Annotated in this window: 18 protein-coding genes and 1 riboswitch; of the genes, 8 read left to right on the forward strand and 10 right to left on the reverse strand. The window is 67.6% G+C overall.

Features of this window, described 5'->3' with window-relative positions:
* The first annotated feature begins 17 nt into the window (after nucleotides 1-17).
* Both ssb and IB275_RS03305 read left to right on the forward strand, forming a co-directional pair.
* Nucleotides 18-515, forward strand: coding sequence for a single-stranded DNA-binding protein (gene ssb, locus IB275_RS03300; protein ID WP_017521888.1), 498 nt, complete (start codon nucleotides 18-20; stop codon nucleotides 513-515).
* A 174-nt stretch (nucleotides 516-689) separates the two neighbouring features.
* On the forward strand, nucleotides 690-878 hold the full coding sequence (locus tag IB275_RS03305; protein ID WP_192290591.1) for a hypothetical protein: 189 nt from the start codon (nucleotides 690-692) through the stop codon (nucleotides 876-878).
* 53 nt (nucleotides 879-931) lie between these two features.
* On the opposite strand, the gene IB275_RS03310 is transcribed toward IB275_RS03305, so the two are convergent.
* The 8 genes from IB275_RS03310 to cobG form a co-directional block, all read right to left on the reverse strand.
* Nucleotides 932-2,260, reverse strand: coding sequence for an MFS transporter (locus tag IB275_RS03310; protein WP_192290589.1), 1,329 nt, complete (start codon nucleotides 2,258-2,260; stop codon nucleotides 932-934).
* A 175-nt stretch (nucleotides 2,261-2,435) separates the two neighbouring features.
* A complete protein-coding gene (locus IB275_RS03315; RefSeq protein ID WP_192290587.1) occupies nucleotides 2,436-4,880 on the reverse strand; it encodes a TonB-dependent siderophore receptor in 2,445 nt (814 codons plus the stop codon).
* A 176-nt stretch (nucleotides 4,881-5,056) separates the two neighbouring features.
* Complete coding sequence (locus tag IB275_RS03320) at nucleotides 5,057-6,031, reverse strand: FecR domain-containing protein (RefSeq protein WP_318652551.1); 975 nt, start codon at nucleotides 6,029-6,031, stop codon at nucleotides 5,057-5,059.
* Nucleotides 6,028-6,525 carry a sigma-70 family RNA polymerase sigma factor gene (locus tag IB275_RS03325; RefSeq protein ID WP_081517089.1) on the reverse strand — a complete coding sequence of 166 codons (498 nt, stop codon included), beginning with the start codon at nucleotides 6,523-6,525 and terminating at the stop codon, nucleotides 6,028-6,030. Before IB275_RS03325 ends, IB275_RS03320 begins: the two co-directional genes overlap by 4 nt.
* Before the next feature lie 145 nt (nucleotides 6,526-6,670).
* Nucleotides 6,671-8,320, reverse strand: coding sequence for a precorrin-3B C(17)-methyltransferase (gene cobJ / locus IB275_RS03330; protein ID WP_192290585.1), 1,650 nt, complete (start codon nucleotides 8,318-8,320; stop codon nucleotides 6,671-6,673).
* Complete coding sequence (locus tag IB275_RS03335) at nucleotides 8,320-9,060, reverse strand: precorrin-2 C(20)-methyltransferase (protein ID WP_081517091.1); 741 nt, start codon at nucleotides 9,058-9,060, stop codon at nucleotides 8,320-8,322. Before IB275_RS03335 ends, cobJ begins: the two co-directional genes overlap by 1 nt.
* Nucleotides 9,060-9,686, reverse strand: coding sequence for a precorrin-8X methylmutase (locus IB275_RS03340; RefSeq protein ID WP_192290583.1), 627 nt, complete (start codon nucleotides 9,684-9,686; stop codon nucleotides 9,060-9,062). Before IB275_RS03340 ends, IB275_RS03335 begins: the two co-directional genes overlap by 1 nt.
* Complete coding sequence (cobG, locus tag IB275_RS03345; RefSeq protein ID WP_412548210.1) at nucleotides 9,679-11,034, reverse strand: precorrin-3B synthase; 1,356 nt, start codon at nucleotides 11,032-11,034, stop codon at nucleotides 9,679-9,681. Before cobG ends, IB275_RS03340 begins: the two co-directional genes overlap by 8 nt.
* A 78-nt stretch (nucleotides 11,035-11,112) precedes the next feature.
* Nucleotides 11,113-11,353, reverse strand: a riboswitch (cobalamin riboswitch).
* Nucleotides 11,354-11,420: 67 nt separating this feature from the next.
* On the opposite strand from cobG, the gene cbiE reads away from it, so the two are divergent.
* From cbiE to IB275_RS03365, 4 genes are all read left to right on the forward strand, one after another.
* Nucleotides 11,421-12,632, forward strand: coding sequence for a precorrin-6y C5,15-methyltransferase (decarboxylating) subunit CbiE (gene cbiE, locus IB275_RS03350; protein WP_192290579.1), 1,212 nt, complete (start codon nucleotides 11,421-11,423; stop codon nucleotides 12,630-12,632).
* A 2-nt stretch (nucleotides 12,633-12,634) separates the two neighbouring features.
* Complete coding sequence (locus tag IB275_RS03355; RefSeq protein ID WP_192290578.1) at nucleotides 12,635-13,732, forward strand: cobalt-precorrin-5B (C(1))-methyltransferase; 1,098 nt, start codon at nucleotides 12,635-12,637, stop codon at nucleotides 13,730-13,732.
* Nucleotides 13,729-14,457, forward strand: a complete 729-nt coding sequence (locus IB275_RS03360) for a cobalt-precorrin-6A reductase (protein WP_192290576.1) — start codon at nucleotides 13,729-13,731, stop codon at nucleotides 14,455-14,457. The genes IB275_RS03355 and IB275_RS03360 overlap by 4 nt, the downstream gene beginning before the upstream one ends.
* 135 nt (nucleotides 14,458-14,592) lie before the next feature.
* Entirely contained in the window at nucleotides 14,593-15,216 is a 624-nt protein-coding gene (locus IB275_RS03365) for a glutathione S-transferase family protein (protein WP_192290574.1), read from the forward strand.
* A 27-nt stretch (nucleotides 15,217-15,243) separates the two neighbouring features.
* On the opposite strand, the gene IB275_RS03370 is transcribed toward IB275_RS03365, so the two are convergent.
* Both IB275_RS03370 and IB275_RS03375 read right to left on the reverse strand, forming a co-directional pair.
* Entirely contained in the window at nucleotides 15,244-15,990 is a 747-nt protein-coding gene (locus IB275_RS03370; RefSeq protein ID WP_192290572.1) for a vWA domain-containing protein, read from the reverse strand.
* Nucleotides 15,915-16,922 carry a magnesium chelatase ATPase subunit I gene (locus IB275_RS03375; RefSeq protein ID WP_192290570.1) on the reverse strand — a complete coding sequence of 336 codons (1,008 nt, stop codon included), beginning with the start codon at nucleotides 16,920-16,922 and terminating at the stop codon, nucleotides 15,915-15,917. The genes IB275_RS03370 and IB275_RS03375 overlap by 76 nt, the downstream gene beginning before the upstream one ends.
* 143 nt (nucleotides 16,923-17,065) lie before the next feature.
* On the opposite strand from IB275_RS03375, the gene IB275_RS03380 reads away from it, so the two are divergent.
* Both IB275_RS03380 and IB275_RS03385 read left to right on the forward strand, forming a co-directional pair.
* On the forward strand, nucleotides 17,066-17,200 hold the full coding sequence (locus IB275_RS03380) for a hypothetical protein (protein WP_263864838.1): 135 nt from the start codon (nucleotides 17,066-17,068) through the stop codon (nucleotides 17,198-17,200).
* A gap of 302 nt (nucleotides 17,201-17,502) precedes the next feature.
* Nucleotides 17,503-18,600 carry a 3-deoxy-7-phosphoheptulonate synthase gene (locus IB275_RS03385; protein WP_225601999.1) on the forward strand — a complete coding sequence of 366 codons (1,098 nt, stop codon included), beginning with the start codon at nucleotides 17,503-17,505 and terminating at the stop codon, nucleotides 18,598-18,600.
* The last annotated feature ends 164 nt before the right edge of the window (nucleotides 18,601-18,764 follow it).

Here is an 18,764-nt window from a genome sequence, read left to right on the forward strand (position 1 = left end):
GCCTTTAGGAGAGCGTCATGGCCCGTGGGGTTAACAAAGTCATTCTGGTCGGTAACGTTGGTGGCGATCCGGAAACCCGCTACATGCCCAACGGCAACGCAGTGACCAACGTCACCCTGGCCACCAGCGAGAGCTGGAAGGACAAGCAGACCGGTCAGCAGCAGGAGCGTACCGAGTGGCACCGCGTGGTGTTCTTCGGTCGCCTGGCGGAAATCGTCGCCGAGTACGTGCGCAAGGGTTCGCAGATCTACGTCGAAGGCAGCCTGCGTACCCGCAAGTGGCAGGGTCAGGACGGCCAGGACAAGTACACCACCGAAATCGTGGTCGACATCAACGGCAACATGCAGCTGCTGGGCGGCCGTCCGGGCGCCGGTGGTGACGATGCTCCGCGCGCTCCCCGCGAGCCGCAGCAGCGTCCGCAGCAGGCCCAGCGCCCTGCGCCGCAACAGCAGTCCCAGCCCGCGCCGCAACCGGCTCCGGACTACGACAGCTTCGATGACGACATTCCGTTCTAAGCCGAACGGATCGTCACCAAGAGCGCAGCCTTCGAGCTGCGCTTTTGCGTTTCTGGGACGCTCGTTTTGGCGAATCCTTGCAAGGGTCTTTCTCGAAAGCGAGTATTTAATTAGCTAGCTAATTAAATGATTCTGGCATTGCCTTGATGTACGGCAAACCGGAGAAGAAAAGACATGAGCATTACAGTGACCGAGCGTGACGACGACCATAAATCCCGTGAGTTCCGCGCCCACGGCGGGCGTTGCTGGGATGTGCACCAGGAAGGCCAGCTGGTCGGGATCTTCCACACCGAAGGCGAGGCGCAGGCCTACCGCGTCTCCCTGGAGCTGGAGGCGCGCTACCGCCACGCGGCGGAGTTCTAACCCCGGTTGAAGCAAAAGGCCCCGTCGAAGCGGGGCCTTTTGCTGTCTGCCGCTCAGTGCGGCCGTTTGCGCAAGTGATGCGCCGGAATGCCGATCAGCAGGATCAGCGCGCCGATGGCCAGGGTCGCTGCAATCACATCGAAGGCCAGGTACAGATTGCCAGTGGCGGTCTTGATCGCGCCGACCATGATCTGGCTGATCACTCCTGCCAGGCCGCCGATGGCGCTGATCACTGCAATGCCGCCGGCTGCCCGGGCAGGGCTGAGCAGGGCCGGTGGAATGGTCCAGAACAGCGAGAGGGCGGACATCGCCGTTGCTGCGCCGAGGGTCATCAGGGCCACCGAGAGCAGCAGGTGACCCTGGGCGAAACCGAGCAGAAAGAAACTGATGGCGCTGACCAGCATGGTCGCGCCGACGTGCCAGCGGCGTTCCTGGCGCTTGTCCGAGCTGCGACCGAGCAGGTACATGCCGACGATACCCACCGCGTACGGCAGGCTGGCGAGCAGTCCGATGGACTTGAGGTCCTCAATGCCGAAGCCGCGGATCAGTGTCGGCATCCAGTACGATACGGTGTTCGAACCGCTGTAGACGCAGAAGAACACCAGGCCGGCGATATACACCCGCGGGTCGCGCAGCACATCGAGGAAGCGGCCGTGTTCGCCGGATTTCGCCGGCTCGCTGGCCAGTGCCGCCTCCAGGCGATCCTTCTCCTCGTTGCTCAGCCAGTTCGCCTCGCGTGGGCGGTCGGCCAGCCAGTACCAGCCGAACACCCCCAGCAGTATCGCGGGGATGCCTTCGAGGACGAACAGCACCTGCCAGTCACGCAGGCCCATCCAGCCGTGGAAGTAGGTCATGATCCAGCCGGCCAGCGGGCCGCTGGTGATGCCGGCGACCATTGCCGACATGATGAATACGGCTGTGATCCGGCCCCGCAGTTCGCTGGGGAACCAGTACGTGAGGTAGAGAATGACGCCAGGGAAGAACCCGGCTTCAGCGACGCCCAGGAAGAACCGCGCGACGATCAGTTGATTGGCGGTGGTGACGAAGGCGGTGGCCACCGTGACGATGCCCCACAACACCATGATCCGTGTCAGCGTGGCGCGGGCGCCGGCGCGCTGCATGTACAGATTGCTGGGTACCTCGAAGAGGATGTAGCCCAGGTAGAAGATACCGGCGCCGATCCCGTACGCTGCCTCGCTCAGGGCGATGTCTTCGGCCATGCGCAGCTTGGCGAAGGAAATGTTGAGGCGGTCGATGGCGTTGATCGCGTAAGCAAGCACCAGGAATGGCAGCAGACGCCAGATGACCTTGCGATAGAGCGCGCGGCTGGATGACATCTGCTCGGCCAGAGGGGACGAAATTGTCTCGAGACTTTGACTCATGAGTGCTCCTGCTGGCTTGGCCAGGTTGTTCTTGTTGTGCGAGAGCGCGGACAGGAGGGCGAGCATAGAGCGGTGCTGTTCCAGCAGTGCCCACCCGAAGGGGGGATATGGCTGGCTGCATATGTAAGAGGAAGTTGCAGAGGGCATGCGCCCTCTGCAACTGGGTGGCTTGCAATCAGAACTGGTAGTTCACCGTTGCGGTGACGTTGCGCTTCTCGCCGAAGTAGCAGAAGTCCAGGCTGTAGCAGGACGCCACGTAGTCCTTGTCCAGCAGGTTGTTGGCGTTGAGGCTGACGTCCAGGCCCTTCAGGCCGACGCGGGACAGGTCGTAGCCGATGCGTGCATCCACCAGGGTGTAGTCCGGTACACGCAGGGTGTTTTCCTTGTCCGCCCAGGTCTCGCCGACGTAGCGGGCGCCGCCGCCGAGGGTCAGGCCGTCCAGCGGGCCGGCGTTGAAGCCGTAGTCGGCCCACAGCGAGGCCATGTGCTTGGGCGCCTGGTTCGGGGTATGGCCCTGGTTGCCGTCCAGCGATTTCGTGTAGGTGATGTCGGTGTAGGTGTAGCTGCCGAGTACCTTGAGGTTGTCGGTGACCTGGGTGTGGGCCTCCAGCTCCAGGCCCTGGGAGCGCACTTCACCCACGGAGGTGTAGAAGTTGTCCTGCGGCTCCTTCGACGCGACGTTTTCCTGGGTGATGTGGAAGATCGACGCGGTGTACAGGCTGCGGCTGCCCTCGGGCTGGAATTTCAGGCCGGCTTCCCACTGCTTGCCTTCGGTCGGTTCCAGCGGCGTGCCGGACTGGTCGGAGTAAGCGTTGGGGTTGAACGACTCGGAGTAGCTGATGTACGGCGCGATGCCGTTGTCGAACAGGTACAGCGCGCCGAGGCGTCCGGTGAATTTCTTCCAGTCGTCGTCGGCCTTGCTGCCGCTGCTGCGGTTCTTGTCCTCGACCGTCACCCAGTCCTCGCGCATGCCGAGGGAAAAGCGCCAGTTGTCGACGTCGATCAGGTCCTGCAGGTAGACGCCGGTCTGCTCCAGGCGGCGGGTGTGGTTGTCGTCCGGGTAGTAGCTGATGGCGTCGTTGCCATAGTGCGGGTCGAACGCGTCCAGCGGCTGCGCCGAGCCGGAGCGCCAGTCCACGGTGGTGCGGCGGCGCTGGTAGTCCAGGCCCATCAGCAGGGTGTGCTTGGCCGCGCCAGTGCTGAACTCGGCCTGCGCCATGTTATCCACGATGTACGCCTGCAGGTGCTCGCGGGCGCCGGAGAAGTAGCGGTTCAGGGTGTTCTGGTCAGGCGCTGTCCAGCCGTAGGCGTAGACCTGCGAGAGATCGACGTCGGAATCCAGGTAGCGGAAGTTCTGCCGTGCGGTCCACACGTCGTCGAAACGGTGTTCCAGCTGGTAGCCGAACATGCGCTGCGTACGGTCGAAGTCATCCTTGCTCGGCTCGCCGTCGAAGAACTCGCGGGATATCTTCTGGCCGTTGTGGTGGAACAGTGCGCCGTCCGCCGGCACGCCGCCGTGGTAGCCGCCGTTCGGGTCGTGCTGCAGGTAACCCTGCAGGGTCAGGGTGGTGTCGTCGGTAAAGTCGATGGCCAGGGTCGGGGCGATGGCGTAGCGCTCCTCCTTGACGTGGTCGAACTGGGTGTCCGAACCCTTGCCCAGGCCGACCAGGCGGTAGGCGATGCGCTTCTCCTCATCCAGCGGGCCGCTGAAGTCGAAGCCCATTTCCTTCTGACCCATGTTGCCCACGGTGCCGGTGATCTGGTGGTAGTCCTCGTACAGCGGCTTTTTGCTGGTCAGCGCCACCAGGCCGCCGGGCAGGCTGCGGCCGTAAAGCACCGAGGAGGGGCCCTTGAGCACGTCGATGCGTTCGAGGAAGTACGGGTCGATCTGCATCGAGCTGAAGGTGCCGCTGTCGCCCATGGCCTTCAGGCCGTCGAGATAGATGTTGTCCACGCTGTTGTCGGCAAAGCCGCGCATGACGATGTAGTCATAGCGGTTCGAGGCGCCGACCTGGCCGGTGAAGATGCCGGGGGTGTAGCGGATCGCCTGCTGTACGGTCTTGGAGGCGGTATCGTCGATCTGCTCGCGGGTGATCACCGAGACGCTCTGGCTGGTCTCCAGCAGGGACTTGGAGGTCTTGGTGGCGATCTGGCTGTGGGTCGCCAGGTAGCCGTCTTCCTCGCCCAGCGCGTTGCCGAGGGCGAACACTTCGCTGGACGGCATGGCCAGCACGTCCCTCGGCGCGGCGGCGCGCAGCACGTAGTTGCCGTCGCCCTGGTCGGCGGCTTCCAACGGAGTGTCGGCCAGCAGGCGCGACAAGCCCTGATCCACCGAGTAGGTCCCGTTCAGCCCGGCCGAGTTCAGGCCGCGGGTCTGCTCCGGCGTGGCCGACAGAGTGATGCCGGCTTCGCGGGCGAAGCTGTTCAGCACCTCGTCCAGCGGTCCGGCCGGAATCGCGTAGGCGCGACTGCTGGTGATGGCGGAAGCGTCTGCGGCGAAGGCGCTCAGCGGCAGGCTGGCTCCCAGGCTGGCGCACAGCAGCGCGCCGCGCACGGCATGGGCCAGCCGGCTGGCGCGGGGCAGGGCGTAGGAGGGCATCGGGAGGTGGACGGCTGGCATGCTGGGGCTTCCGTGGACAAGGGGAATGATCGGGTTATTCCTCCTTGCCGATCCGGTCGGCGAAACCCGACAAAAATAATTCTCGTTTGAGAAATAAAACTGTTTGGCGCTGACATGTAGGAGCGCGCCACGTCCGCGATTGCGCCATGGGGCGCTCCTGCCGATGGAATTGACCGTCAGCCGCGTGCGCTTACCGTCACCCACCAGTCCGTACGCTTTTCCACCCGCACCGGCAGTGTCTGAGGCAACAGGGCCAGCAGCTTGTCGGTGTCGTCCAGGCGGAATACGCCGGACAGTCGCAGGTCGGCCACGCTGGCATCGCAATGCAGATGCCCGTGACGGTAGCGGCCGATCTCGGCGAGGAAGTCCGCCAGGCGCATGTCGCGGGTGACGATCAGGCCGTCGGCCCAGGCGGCGCTGTCCATGTTGCTGCGTTCGGCCAGCAGCGCGCTGTCGCCATTGATCTCGTAGGACTGCCCGGCTTCGGCGATGGTGGTGGTCTGGCCGCGTACGCGCGGGGCGATGGCCACCGAACCTTCCTCGACACTCAGGCGCGTGGAGCGCTCGTCCTGGCGCAGCACGAAGCGGGTGCCCAGGGCCTCGAACAGGCCGTCGCGATTGCGCACCCGCAATGGGCGCGCGGCGTCCTTCGCGGTGCTGACGAGAATCTCGCCGCGCTCCAGCACCAGCAGGCGCTGGCTCGGATCGAAGCGTACGTTCACCGCGCTGTCGGTGTTCAGTTGCAGCAGGCTGCCATCGGCCAGGGTGAAGCGCCGGCGCTCGCCGGTGGTGGTGCTGTAGTCGGCCATCCAGCTTTGCCAGGGAGCGACTTCGCGCGCCAGCCACAGCGCGGAGGCGCCGATGGCGAAGGTCGATAGCAGCTTGAGCGCCTGGCGCCGCTGCAGGCGCTGGCTGGTGTTTTCCAGCGTCTCCAGAGCCACGCGGGCGCCGGGCACGGCCTGGTAGCCGGCGGCCAGTTCGCTGTTCAGCGCCTGCACCCGCAGCCAGGCGGTTTCGTGTTCGGGGTTGGCCTGGCGCCAGTGCTCGCAGGCGCTGAGCAACTCAGCATCGGCATTGCCGCTCAGGCGCAGGGTCCACTGGATGGCCTGCTTCACCACCCGCGGATCGGGCGTGGCGCTGGCGCCGCTCACTCGGCGTACCGCAACTGATAGCAGTGGAACAGCGCTTCGGCGATGTAGCGCTCCACCGAGCGGACCGAGACGCCCAGCTCCTCGGCGATCCGCGCATGGGGCATGCCTTCGCACTGGGCCAGCAGGAAAGCGCTGCGCACCTTCGGCTTGAGGCCGTCGAGCAGGCGGGCGATGTTCTCCAGCAGTTGGAGGATGGTGTGCCGGTCTTCCGCCGACGGCACCTGCGCTTCCGGCAGATGGGCGATGGAGTCGAGGTAGGCGCGCTCCAGCTCCTGGCGACGCCAGTGGTCGATCACCAGACCGCGGGCGACGGTGCGCAGGAAGGCGCGCGGGGTATGCAGTTCGACGCGCTCGGGCCTGAGCAATACGCGCAGGAAAGTGTCCTGGGCCAGGTCGGCGGCATCGGCGGCGTTGCCCAGCCGGCCGCGAAGCCAGTTGTGCAGCCAGCCGTGATGGTCGCTGTAGAGCGACTGGACGTCGAAGGTCGAGGACATGGGCGCGCAAAGGTTGCAAATGATAATTTATCGCATTTTCAACAAGGCGATAGCCATTTGCAAGATGTGTCTGAAGCTCCGGTGTTTCCTGTAGGAGCGGGCCATGCCCGCGACCACGCCCGTGGGGCGTTCCTACAGTTTTGCTTCAGCGATACCAGCGCGGCGTATACACCCAGTCGCCACCGCCGGCACGGGGGAAGCGCCGAGTCAGGGAGGAGCCGATGATTACCAGCGTGCGCATATCCACCATCTCCGGCACCAGCTCGCCGAGGGTGACGACGCGCAGGGCTTCCGCCGGGCGGCCGACGTCGCGGCCGAGCACCACCACGGTTTCCGGCGTGCGGTGGCGGCGGACGATTTCCAGCGCGCGCCCCAATTGCCAGGGCCTGGCCCTGGATATCGGGTTGTAGAAGGCCATGGCCAGGTCGGCAGCGCCGGCATGATCGAGACGTTTCTCGATGGCGTCCCAGGGCTTGAGGTTGTCCGACAGGGAAATCAGACAGAAATCATGCCCCAGCGGCGCACCGGCCTTGGCGGCAGCCGCCAGCGCGGCGGACACGCCCGGCAGCACCTCCAGCTCCACACCATGCCAATGCGGGTCGCCGCTCTCGTGCAGGGCTTCCATCACGGCGGCGGCCATGGCGAACACGCCGGGGTCGCCGGAGGATATCACCACCACGCGCCGGCCGCTGGCGGCCAGTTCGAAGGCATGACGGGCGCGCTGCATTTCCTCGCGGTTGTCGGTGCAGTGGCGCACCTGGTCGTCGCGCAACGGCTCGGCCATCTTCACGTAGGTCTCGTAGCCGAGCAGGTCCTGGGCTTCGTCCAGCGCGCGACGTACGGCAGGAATCATGAAGTCGCTGGCGCCTGGGCCCAGACCGATCACGCTGAGTCGCCCGCGCGGCTGACCAATACCTTGGGCTTCAGCTGGCGTGGCGGCGCGGTGCAGGTGGAAGGAGTCGCCCTGCAGCACCGCTGGCGGCAGTTCGTCGTCGCTGTGGATGAACCGCAGTGGCACGCCCAGCTCACGGGCAGCCTCCGCCAGCGCCGGATCGGCCATGCGGCAGCGCGGCGCCACCAGCGCGGCCAGCGACGCCTCGGCCAGCCCGGCCTGCGCCAGGCCCTGGCGAATGCGCTCGTGCAGTTGCGAGTCCACCAGCGTGACGTGGGCGAGGACGATACGAGGATGGATGCGCAGTTCGTTCTGCGCGATGCCCTCGGCGCGCGCATCGATACGCAGGGTGTGCGCGGCGTCGTCGGCCAGCGGCAGGCCCAGTTCCTCCAGCCAGGGCGCGTCGCCCTCGATGCGCAGGGTGTCGCCGCCCAGCAGGTCGGAGACGAAGCGCTTGCCCTGTTCGATATCCGCCAGTGCATAGCCCGGTGGCGGGTCGAGCAGGCAGGCACCGAAACGCAGCTCGCCGCTGGTGGTGATGGCGGCCGCCACCTCCAGTGCGGCGGCCATCTCGCGGGCCATGCGGTTCACCCCGCCGAGCCCGCCGAGCAGCGGTACCACGGCGCTGCCGTCTTCGGCGACGGCCAGCACTGGCGGCTCAGCGCCTTTCTCGACCAGCAGCGCAGCGAGGGTGCGGATGACGATACCGGCCGCGCACAGGGCGATGATCGGGGTGTCGTCGCGGTAAAGCTGGCGCAGGGTCTCGCCGAAGTTTGTGTAGGACTCATCGGCGCCTTCGACGCGGTCCTTCAGGCCCAGCACACGCGCCTGTGGATAAATACCCTGCAGGCGTCGCGCCGTGGCCAGCGCACCCTGGCCGAGAATGACAATGGCAGCGCGCATCAGCCGTTCCACCGCTGGCCGGGGATGACGATCATCGAGAAGTACGGCGAGGCCATCGGGTCGACGTCGTCCAGCGCCACGATGCGCTGTTCGCGCATGGTCGCGCGCTCGACGTAGTGGGCGCCGCCGTCACGGCCCAGCTCGCGCAGCACGCGACGGACCTTGTCGAAGTTGCGGCCGAGCTTCATCACCACCGCCGCATCGGCGTCGGCCAGGCGACGCTTGAGTTCGTCCTCCGGCAGCACGCCGGACAGCACCGACAGGCTCTGGTTGCGATAAACCAGCGGCACGCCGAGCACCGCCGCGCTGCCGAGCATCGAGCAGACGCCGGGTACGACTTCGGTGTCATACCGTTCCGAAAGACGGTCATGCAGGTACATGTAGGAACCGTAGAAGAACGGGTCGCCCTCGCAGATCACCGCCACGTCGCGGCCGGCATCCAGGTGCATCGCCACCTGCTCGGCGGCGGTGTCATAGAAGTCGCTGATCACGCCTTCGTAGGTCAGCGGTGGCTCCAGCTTCTCGGTGGTCACCGGGTAGACCAGCGGTAGGCGTTGCTGCTCATCGAGCAGGTGCTGCTCGATGATGGCGAAGGCGTTGCCGCCCTGGCCGGCGTGGTGCTTGGCCTTGGCCACGAAGTAGCCGATCACCGGGGACGCGCGCAGCAGGCGCAGGGCCTTGAGGGTCAGCAGTTCCGGGTCGCCCGGGCCGACGCCCAGGCCGATGAGGCGGCCGGTCATCACTCCACCTCCGTGGCCAGGGCGTTCACTGCGGCGGCGGCCATCGCGCTGCCGCCACGGCGGCCTCGGACAATCACGTAGGGCACGCCACGGTTGTCGGCGGCGAGGGCGTCCTTGGATTCCATGGCGCCGACGAAACCCACCGGGAAGCCAAGGATCAGCGCCGGCTTCGGCGCGCCGGCATCGAGCATTTCCAGCAGGTAGAAGAGCGCGGTCGGCGCGTTGCCGATCACCACCACGCTGCCTTCCAGGTGCTCGCGCCAGTGCTCCAGCGCCACCGCGGAGCGGGTATTGCCCCGCTCGCGGGCGAGGTCGGGCACGTCCGCATTGTTGAGGGTGCAGATCACCTCGTTGTGTGCCGGCAGGCGCGCGCGGGTGATGCCCTCGGCGACCATCCGCGCATCGCAGAGGATCGGCGCGCCAGCGGCCAGCGCCGCACGGCCGATGGCCCCGGCGCCGGCGGAGAAGTGCAGGTCCTGCACGACGTCGACCATGCCGCAGGCGTGGATCACCCGCACGGCGAGTTTCTCGAGGTCCGCGGGGATGCCGGACAGATCGGCTTCGGCGCGAATAGTGGCGAAGGACTGGCGGTAGATCGCCTGGCCGTCGCGAATGTAATCAAGCATCGGTGAGGGCTCCGGGTGCGGCCAGCAGGTCGCCGGCGGCATCGAGGGAAAGGTTGCGCGCCAATGGCTGGCCGAAGCCGGCCACGTCGTCGGCGCGACGGAACAGGTCATAGCGGCCGTCGGCGACGGCCAGCAGGGTGTAGGGGGCGACGTGGGCGGCGGCGCAGGAGCGCGGGCAGCCACACAGGTGCACGCCGGCCGGCGGTGCGTGGCGTAGGCGTTCGGCCAGGCGCAGGGCATCGGCCTTGGTGTCGGCCAGCCCGCGGGCGCAACCGCTGGAGCCGCTGCACGCGACCAGGCGCGACAGCGGCTGCGCGGCGTCGATCACCAGGCCGAGATTGGCCAGCGCGCCGAGTACAACGGCGGCATCGGTTTGTGCCACGTCTGGGAGGATCAGGCTTTGCCAGGGAGTCAGACGCAGCTGTCCGACGCTGAAGCGCTCGGCAAGGTCCGCGAGGCCGAACAGGGTGGTGCTGTCGAGTCGTCCGAGGACGAATCCCGCGCCGACCATGGTGCGTTCCGGCTGGCGCTGGGGCTGAATCCCGAGGTGCCCGAAGGTCTGCGGTGCAGGACGTCGCCAGTTATCCACAGCCGGCCCGAGTTGCAGCGCGAACGGCAGGCGTTGCTGCAGGCGCTCCAGCAGCACCTCATCGCAGAGCATCTCGCGCAGGTGGCGCATGCGCGTCTGGCCGTCGCCGGCGAGGTCGAGGAACAGGTGCAGCAGGGCTTCCACCAACTGCGGTACCTGCCCGGCGGACACGGCGGCGAGGGCGGAGCGATCGCTCTCGCGCTGCGGCGGGCAACCGGCCAGGCCGAAGGCGAACAGCGGCGCCGCATCGTCGGACAGGGCCGACAGCCAGAGATCGTTGGGGTGCTCCAGCATCGCCAGCGCTTCGCCGGCGTCCAGTTGGATACCGAACTTGGGTGACAGGTCGTGGAAACGCGGCGTGCGTTCCAGCAGGTCGAGCAGTTGGCGGGCCAGTGGGCTCGCATCGAATGCGCTGCCAGTGCCCAGGCCCATTGCCGGGCTGACCAGCAGGTTGCGCACGTCGTCCGACGCCAGTTCGCGCGGGCCGAGGCCGGCGGCCAGCAACTCACGACTCAGCGCGTTTTCGGCACCCGCATGCACGCCGCGAATCTGCAGGTTGGCGCGGTTGGTCGCTTCCAGCACGCCGTTGGCATGGCGTTCGGCAGCCAGGGCGATGGCGCGCGCGGCGCTAGCGTCGAGTTGCCCGCAGGGCAGCTTGATGCGGCAGATGCCGCCATCGCGGGAGGCCACGATACGCAGCAGGCCGGGGCAGGCATGCGGACGGACGGGCAGAGCTGAGGAGTTTTGCACTGAGGTCACCAGGGCTGGGTCGCGGTGACCTGCGAATCCCCCAAAGGGGACTTCACGACATCGATACACCCCGCTCGATGTCTGCACGCGCGACTGGTTTCGTCGGCAGGTCTCCTGGCTGGCAGGTCCTCATCCAGCGCGGCCTTCCCGGTTGCCCAGTGGCCTGGCCGGCGGCACGGAACCTCGTTCTCGTGTCGCCGCATTGCGCGGACTCGCTGCTTACAGTTGCGGGGGCAGCCACGGCTTAACCGTGTTCCCTCTTCGGCTCTGAGAAACCTCACCGTAAAAGGCGAAGCGTCCTACGAGCACCGACGAAGCGGGTATTATGCCTGCTTTGCCCGAGGTCAGGAAAAGCCTGCCCGTCGGATCGATCGTCGCACCTTCGAGGACATTTCATGACGCCCTGGCTGACCATCGTCGGCATCGGCGAGGACGGCTATGCCGGCCTCGGCAAGGCCGCGCGCCGCGCGCTGCTCGCTGCCAGCGAAGTGATTGGCGCGCCACGCCAGCTGGAGTTGCTGCCGCATTGCCTGGGCGCCCGTCGTCAGGCCTGGCCCAGCCCGTTCAGCCTGGAACCGGTGCTGTGCCGTCGCGGCGAGCCGACCTGCGTACTGGCCAGCGGTGACCCCATGCTGTTCGGCGTCGGCGCGAGCCTTGCCCGTCAGATTCCGTCCGAGGAAATGCTCGTGCTTTCCGCGCCGTCTTCCGCCTCGCTCGCCGCCGCACGGATGGGCTGGGCCTTGCAGGACTGCACGCTGCTGTCGCTGGTGGCGCGCCCATTGACCGCACTCAACGCGCAGATCCACCACGGCTCGAAGCTGTTGATCCTCAGCAACGATGGTGACAGCCCGGCGGCTATTGCTGCGCTGCTGCGCGAACGGGGTTTCGGCGCGAGTCGCCTCAGCGTGCTGGAGCACCTGGGCGGCGAGGTGGAGCGACGCATCGACGGGCTCGCCAGCGACTGGTCGCCGAGCGAGACCGCTGCGCTCAATCTGGTGGCTGTGCAGTGCGTAGCCGGTTTCGACGCGGTGCGTCTGCCGCTGACCATAGGCCTGCCGGACGATGCCTACCGCCATGACGGCCAACTGACCAAACGTGACGTGCGTGCCGTGACCCTGGCACGGCTGGCGCCGAAGCCTGGCGAGCTGCTCTGGGATGTCGGTGCCGGCTGTGGCTCCATCGGTATCGAGTGGATGCGCGCGCATCCGAGCTGCCGCACGCTGGCCATCGAAGCCAACGACGGGCGCCAGGAGCATATCCGTTTCAACCGCGACGCCCTCGGCGTGCCGGCGTTGCAGCTGGTCTGCGGTGCCGCGCCGGAAGCCTTGCTGGGGCTGGAGCGCCCCGACGCGATCTTCATCGGCGGCGGCGTGACCCTGCCCGGCGTGTTCGAGCAGTGCTGGGAACAACTCAGGCCCGGCGGCCGGCTGGTCGCCAACGCCGTCACCCTGCAGAGCGAGTCCATGCTGCTGAGCTGGCGCGCCCGCATCGGCGGCGAGCTGACCCGCCTGTCGGTGTCCCAGGCCCAGCCGCTCGGCGGTTTCGATACCTGGCGCGCGGCGTTGCCGATCACCCTGCTGGAAGTGCGCAAGCCCCTGGCCGACTGACGATGCGCGAAGAGACTTGCGAAGAACCCCGTCCGCTGCGCAGTGGCTACACCACCGGCAGCTGCGCCACCGCCACCAGCCTGGCGGCGGCGCGCCTGCTGCTGACCGGTGAGGCGCTGGACGCGGCGCAGATCGCCCTGCCCAAAGAGCGCAGCGCGACCCTGCGCCTGGAGTTCTGCCGGCTCACCGCCGAGGGCGCCGAAGCCGGCACGCTGAAGGATGCCGGCGACGACCCGGACGTGACCCACGGTGCGCTGGTTTTCGCCCGTGTCGTTCTGACTGCCGAACCGGGCGTGCGCTTCCACGCAGGAGAAGGCGTCGGCACCGTCACCAAGCCGGGGCTGGTGCTGGCGGTGGGCGAGCCGGCGATCAACCCGGTGCCGCGGCAGATGATGCAGGGCAACCTCGCTGCGTTGGCGGCCGAGTGCGCCTACGCCGGCGGCTTCGACGTCACGATCAACATCGAGGGCGGCGCCGAGCTGGCACTCAAGACCATGAACCCGCGCCTGGGCATCCTCGGTGGCCTGTCGATCCTCGGCACCACCGGCATCGTCCGGCCGTTCTCCTGCTCGGCGTATATCGCCTCGATCCAGCAGGGCATTGACGTCGCCCGCGCCAACGGCTTCCGCCATCTCGCCGCCTGCACCGGCAACGCCAGCGAGGACGCCATGCGCCGTCGCTACGGCTTCGACGACACCGCGCTGATCGAGATGGGCGACTTCGCCGGCGCCGCGCTCAAGCACCTGCGCAAGGTGCCGGTGGAGCGCTTCAGCGTCTGCGGCGGCTTCGGCAAGATCAGCAAGCTCGCCGCCGGCCACATGGACCTGCACAGCCGCCACTCCAGCATCGACCTGCCGCAGCTGGCCGGGTGGGCGGCGGAGATTGGCGCGTCGGCAGGCCTGCAACAACGCATGCGCGAAGCCAATACCAGTCAGCAGGCGCTGGCGCTGTGCCGCGCCGAGGGCATCGCCCTCGGGGATGCCGTCTGCGCCCGCGCGCTCGCCTTTGCCCGGCGCATCGTGCCCCTTGAAGTGACGCTGGAAGTCTTCGCCATCGACCGTCAGGGCAACCTGGTGGGCGAGGCGCTGGAGGTGCGATGAAACGGGTCCTCCTACTGGGCGGTATTGGCGAGGCGCTGGCCATTGCGCGCTGTCTTGGGCCTCGGCACCTGTACAGCCTCGCCGGCCTCGGCAAGGTGCCGGACGACCTCGCCTGTGAAGTGAGGGTGGGTGGTTACGGCGGCGCCGAAGGCCTTGCGGACTTCATCCGCGAACGCGGTTTCGACCTGCTGCTCGATGCTACCCACCCCTACGCCGCGCAGATCAGTGCCAATGCCGCCCGCGCCGCACAACTGGCTGGCGTGCCCTGCTGGGCGCTGCGTCGCCCCGGTTGGCAGGCAGGCGCCGCTGACGACTGGCGCGAGGTGGCCGGCTGGCCGGCGCTGATCTCGGCGCTGGAGGACTTTCGCCGCCCGCTTTTCACGATGGGCCGCGAGCCGCTGGAGCATCTGGGCGAGATCCCCGCCCATCAACACTGGACCGTGCGCTGCCTGCAAAGCCTGCCCGGCAACACGCGGGCCGAAGTGCTCGGCGCCCGGGGGCCATTCACCCTCGAGGGCGAGCGTGAGTTGTTCACCCGTCTGGGCACCGATGTGCTGGTCAGCAAGAACAGCGGCAGCCAGGCCACCGAACCGAAGCTGCAGGTCGCCCGCGAGCGCGGTGTGCCGGTGCTGATCCTGGCGCGGCCGGAGCTGCCGGAAGTGGACCGGCAGTTCGGCAGTGTCGAGACGCTCTGGCTGGCGCTGGAGCCTCTCGCAGCCGATTGACGGAACGTCCTGCGCCGCGGGCGTTCACAGCTTCGTAGCGATTCGCGGGCAAGCTCGCGGTTGCGTCAAGACCGCGCTTCTCCGCCGCCCCGCCAGCCTCTATGCTGGGCCCCGGTTTTCACAGGGAGTGACACCATGCTGCGAATCCTCGGCCGCGCCTCATCGATCAACGTGCGCAAGGTGCTCTGGACCTGCGCCGAACTGAACCTGCCCTATGAACGCGAAGACTGGGGCACGGGCTTGCGCTCCACCGCCTCGGCGGAGTTCATCGCGCTCAACCCCAACGCCTTGGTGCCGGTCCTGGTCGACGGTGACTTCGTGCTCTGGGAATCCAACGCCATCTGCAGCTACCTCGCTACCCAGTACCCGCTCGACGAGTTGCTGCCGACCCGGCCGCGCGAGCGAGCCCTGGTGGAACAGTGGATGGGCTGGCAGGCCACCGAGCTGAACAACGCCTGGCGCTATGCGTTCATGGCCAGAGTGCGCAGCAGCCCGGGCCATACCGACGAATCGGCCATCGCCCTGAGCGAGGCGCAGTGGAACCACGGCATGGCCCTGCTGGACCGCCAGCTGGCGCACACCGGCGCGTTCGTCACCGGCGCCTGCTTCAGCCTCGCTGATGTCGTGCTCGGTCTGTCGGTGAACCGCTGGTACCTGACGCCCATGCAGCGCCCCGATCTACCGGCAGTGGCGGCCTACTACGAGCGATTGAGCGAGCGGCCGGGGTTCCTGTTGCATGGGCGCAATGGCGAGCCTTGATCCGGGCCATGCCGTGCAGTGTTGAAATCAGCGAACTGTGCTTGCCAGGTCGCCGATCGGCCGGTAGTCGGCGTCGAGTTCTTCCGCCAGCTTCCTGGCTCGTCCCAGCCTGATCGCTCCACCCTCGATATCAACCAGCACCGTCGGGCAGCTTAGCGGCTGCAGCGCCGGCCAGTCGCGGAGGCGGCCGTCGGTCAGCACCAGCAGGCGCTGACTCTCGCCCGGCTTCTGTCGCTGGCGCTGGTCCAGCCATTCGCGCGCTTGCTGCAGCGCCTCGATCAGCGGGGTGCCGCCGCCGGCGCCGAGTTGCTCCAGCCATTCCTGCAATTGACTCGAAGCCTTCTGGCCCTGCCACAACCAGCGCGGTTGTGCGCCCGTGGCATGCAGCACGGCGAGGCGAGCGCGTTGCCGGTAGGCCTGTTCGAAGGTGTCGGCGAGCAGGCCCTTGGCCTGGGCGAGGGCGCCGTGGCGGCGGGTGCTGGCGGAGGCATCGACTATCACCAGCCAGAGTTCGCCGGGCTGGCGGCTGCGGGCGCGCAGCACCAGGTCGGCGCGGCGTTGCGGGCGGCCGTTGCGCAGGCTGGCGGGCCAGTCGATGCGGGCGTGCGCGCCGGTGTGGCGGGCGCCGCTGCGGCCGCCGGCGAGCTGGCCGGGTCGGGGGTTGGCATCCGCGCCTGGGGCCGGGCGCGGGCGGATGCTCAGGGCTTTTTTGGCCAGCCCGCCAGTTGCCGGCGTTCGCCCATGGCGACGCTCTGCGCGGGCAGTTCGCCCCATTGGCCTTCGCCGTGGGAGGCGTTGGATGGAGTCTGTGGTTGGCTGGATGAGGCCTGTGGTGGCGTGCTTGACTGCGCTGGCGGATGGCGGCGGCGATGGGCGAGGGCGAAGTGATCGACCGCATCGATGTCCTGCGCCTCGATGGCGTTGGCGCCACGCCAGGCGGCATGAGCGCGAGCCGCGCGCAGCCACACGAGGTCAGCACGCAAGCCGTCGACGCCAGCGGCGTGGCAGCGCTCGGCGATGGTCTCCAGCGCGGCATCGTCCAGGGGGATCGCGGCCAACTGCTGGCGCGCTTGGCCGCAGCGTTGTTGCAGAGCCTGCTGCGCGGCTTGCCATTGCGCCAGGAACACCTGCGGGTCGGCGTCGAAGGCCAGCCGGCGGCGGACGATCTCGGCACGCTCGCTCGGTGCGGGCGTACCTTCCAGCTGCACCTTGAGGCCGAAGCGGTCCAGCAGTTGTGGGCGCAGCTCGCCTTCTTCGGGGTTCATCGTGCCGATCAGCACGAAGCGCGCCGGGTGGCTGTGGGACAGGCCGTCGCGCTCGATCAGGTTGACCCCGCTGGCAGCCACGTCGAGCAGCAAATCGACGAGATGGTCGGGCAGCAGGTTCACTTCATCCACATAAAGCACGCCGCCGTGAGCCTGGGCCAGCACACCGGGGGAGAACTGCGCGCGGCCTTGGCCCAGCGCCGCGTCCAGGTCGAGGGTGCCGACGATGCGTTCCTCGCTGGCGCCCAGCGGCAGGGTGACGAAGCGCCCGCCGTCCAGCAGGTCGGCGACGCCGCGCGCCAGGGTGGACTTGGCCATGCCGCGCGGCCCTTCTATCAGCACGCCGCCGATGGCCGGGTCGATGGCTGCCAGGCACAGGGCCAGCTTCAGCTCATCAGCGCCTACGACGGCTGCCAGTGGGAAATGGGGAAGGGCGCTCATGGGGATTTCCTGCGGATTTCGTCCGTGCATGGTAGCGAACCGGGTGTAGGAGGTGCGACCAATGTCCATCGGAACGATAGATTCAAGTCATTGATCGGCGCTGCGCGATGCAGTACCTTGGTTTCACTTCCACGGAGAACATCATGCAGTCCAGCCTGTCCATCCAGTCCCTCGCCCGCCTCGGTGCCATCGGCTCCGTGGCTGCTCGCGCGCAGGTCCTGGCTGCTGCTGCTGGCTATTTCTTCTATGGGTATTGGTTTAGCCAAAGGCGCGCCTGATACCCCACAGGCGGCCTAGCAAGCAGGGTCGCCAACCAGACAGATTCACGAAACCCCGGTCGGCAACCCGACCGGGGTTTTTGTTTTTCTAAGCCCACAAGGCCCAACGCATTGAAACGAGCGCAAACGCTCAGACAGAGGATCGAGACATGACCGCCTACACCACCGATTACCGCTATTACCGCAACTCCGACTGGCGATTTAGCAGCGCGCTGCGTGCCACCCAACGAGCCTTGCCACGAACACTTAGATAGAGCGCCGAGCGCGGAAAGACCTCCGCGCCGGCCAAGGATGCCAGTCAGATGAATGCTTCCACCTCCACCCTGATCCGCCCCGAACACGCAGCATGCGCCGAAGTCCTCGACCTGCCGCTGCCCTCCGCCCGCCGCCGCGAACACCCGCTGCCGAGCCCCGCCGAACTGCGCCAGCGCCTGCCGCTGTCCGCCGCCATGGCCCACCGTGTCCGCGAAGGTCGCGAGGCGATCCGTGCCGTCCTCGATGGCCGCGACCCGCGCCTGCTGGTCGTCATCGGCCCCTGCTCGCTGCATGACCCCATCTCCGCCCTCGAATACGCCGACCGCCTCGCCGAACTGGCGCCGCAGGTCAGCGACCAGTTGCTGCTGGTGATGCGCGCCTACGTCGAGAAACCGCGTACCACCATTGGCTGGAAAGGCCTGGTCTACGACCCGCAGCTGGACGGTACTGGCGACATGGCTGGCGGCCTGGAGCTGTCGCGACGGCTGATGCTGGGCATGCTCGAACGCGGCCTGCCGATCGCCACCGAACTGCTGCAACCGCTGGTGGCCGGCTACTTCGACGACCTGCTCGGTTGGGCCGCGATCGGCGCGCGCACCAGCGAATCCCAGGTGCACCGCGAGATGGTCAGCGGCCTCGACCTGCCGGTGGGCTTCAAGAACGGCACCGACGGCAGCATCGGCATCGCCACCGACGCCATGCGTTCGGCGGCGCACCCGCACCAGCACTTCGGCATCGATGCGCTGGGTCGCCCGTCGCTGGTGCAGACCCAGGGAAACCCGGACACCCATCTGGTGCTGCGCGGCGGCCACGCCGGGCCGAACTTCGACGCGGCCAGCGTGCAGCAGATTCGCCAGGGGCTGGAAAAGCTCGGCCTCGACCCGAGCATCATGGTGGACTGCAGCCACGCCAACAGCGGCAAGGACCCGTTGCGCCAGCCGGCAGTACTGGACAGCGTCCTCGACCAGCGCGTGGCCGGCGACGCTTCGCTGCGCGGCGTGATGCTGGAGAGTCATCTGTTCGACGGCTGCCAGCCGCTGTCCGGCGAGCTGCGCTACGGTGTCTCGATCACCGATGGCTGTCTGGGCTGGAGCGGCACCGAGGCGCTGCTGCTGAATGCGGCGGAGCGGCTGCGCCGGGGCTGATGTCGAGCGTCTGCGGCTTTAGGTAGGAGCGAGCTTGCTCGCGAACACTGCTCCATGGCGGAGGCGGGTTCGCGAGCAAGCTCGTTCCTACAGTTTGTGCTGTGCTCGGAGCCTGGGATTGATGGGTATCGCTGTGCTCCGCGCCATCCTGCGACAGGGCGGAA

Origin of the sequence: Pseudomonas sp. PDM21 (assembly GCF_014852505.2) — a bacterium.
In the GTDB taxonomy this organism is placed as follows: domain Bacteria; phylum Pseudomonadota; class Gammaproteobacteria; order Pseudomonadales; family Pseudomonadaceae; genus Pseudomonas.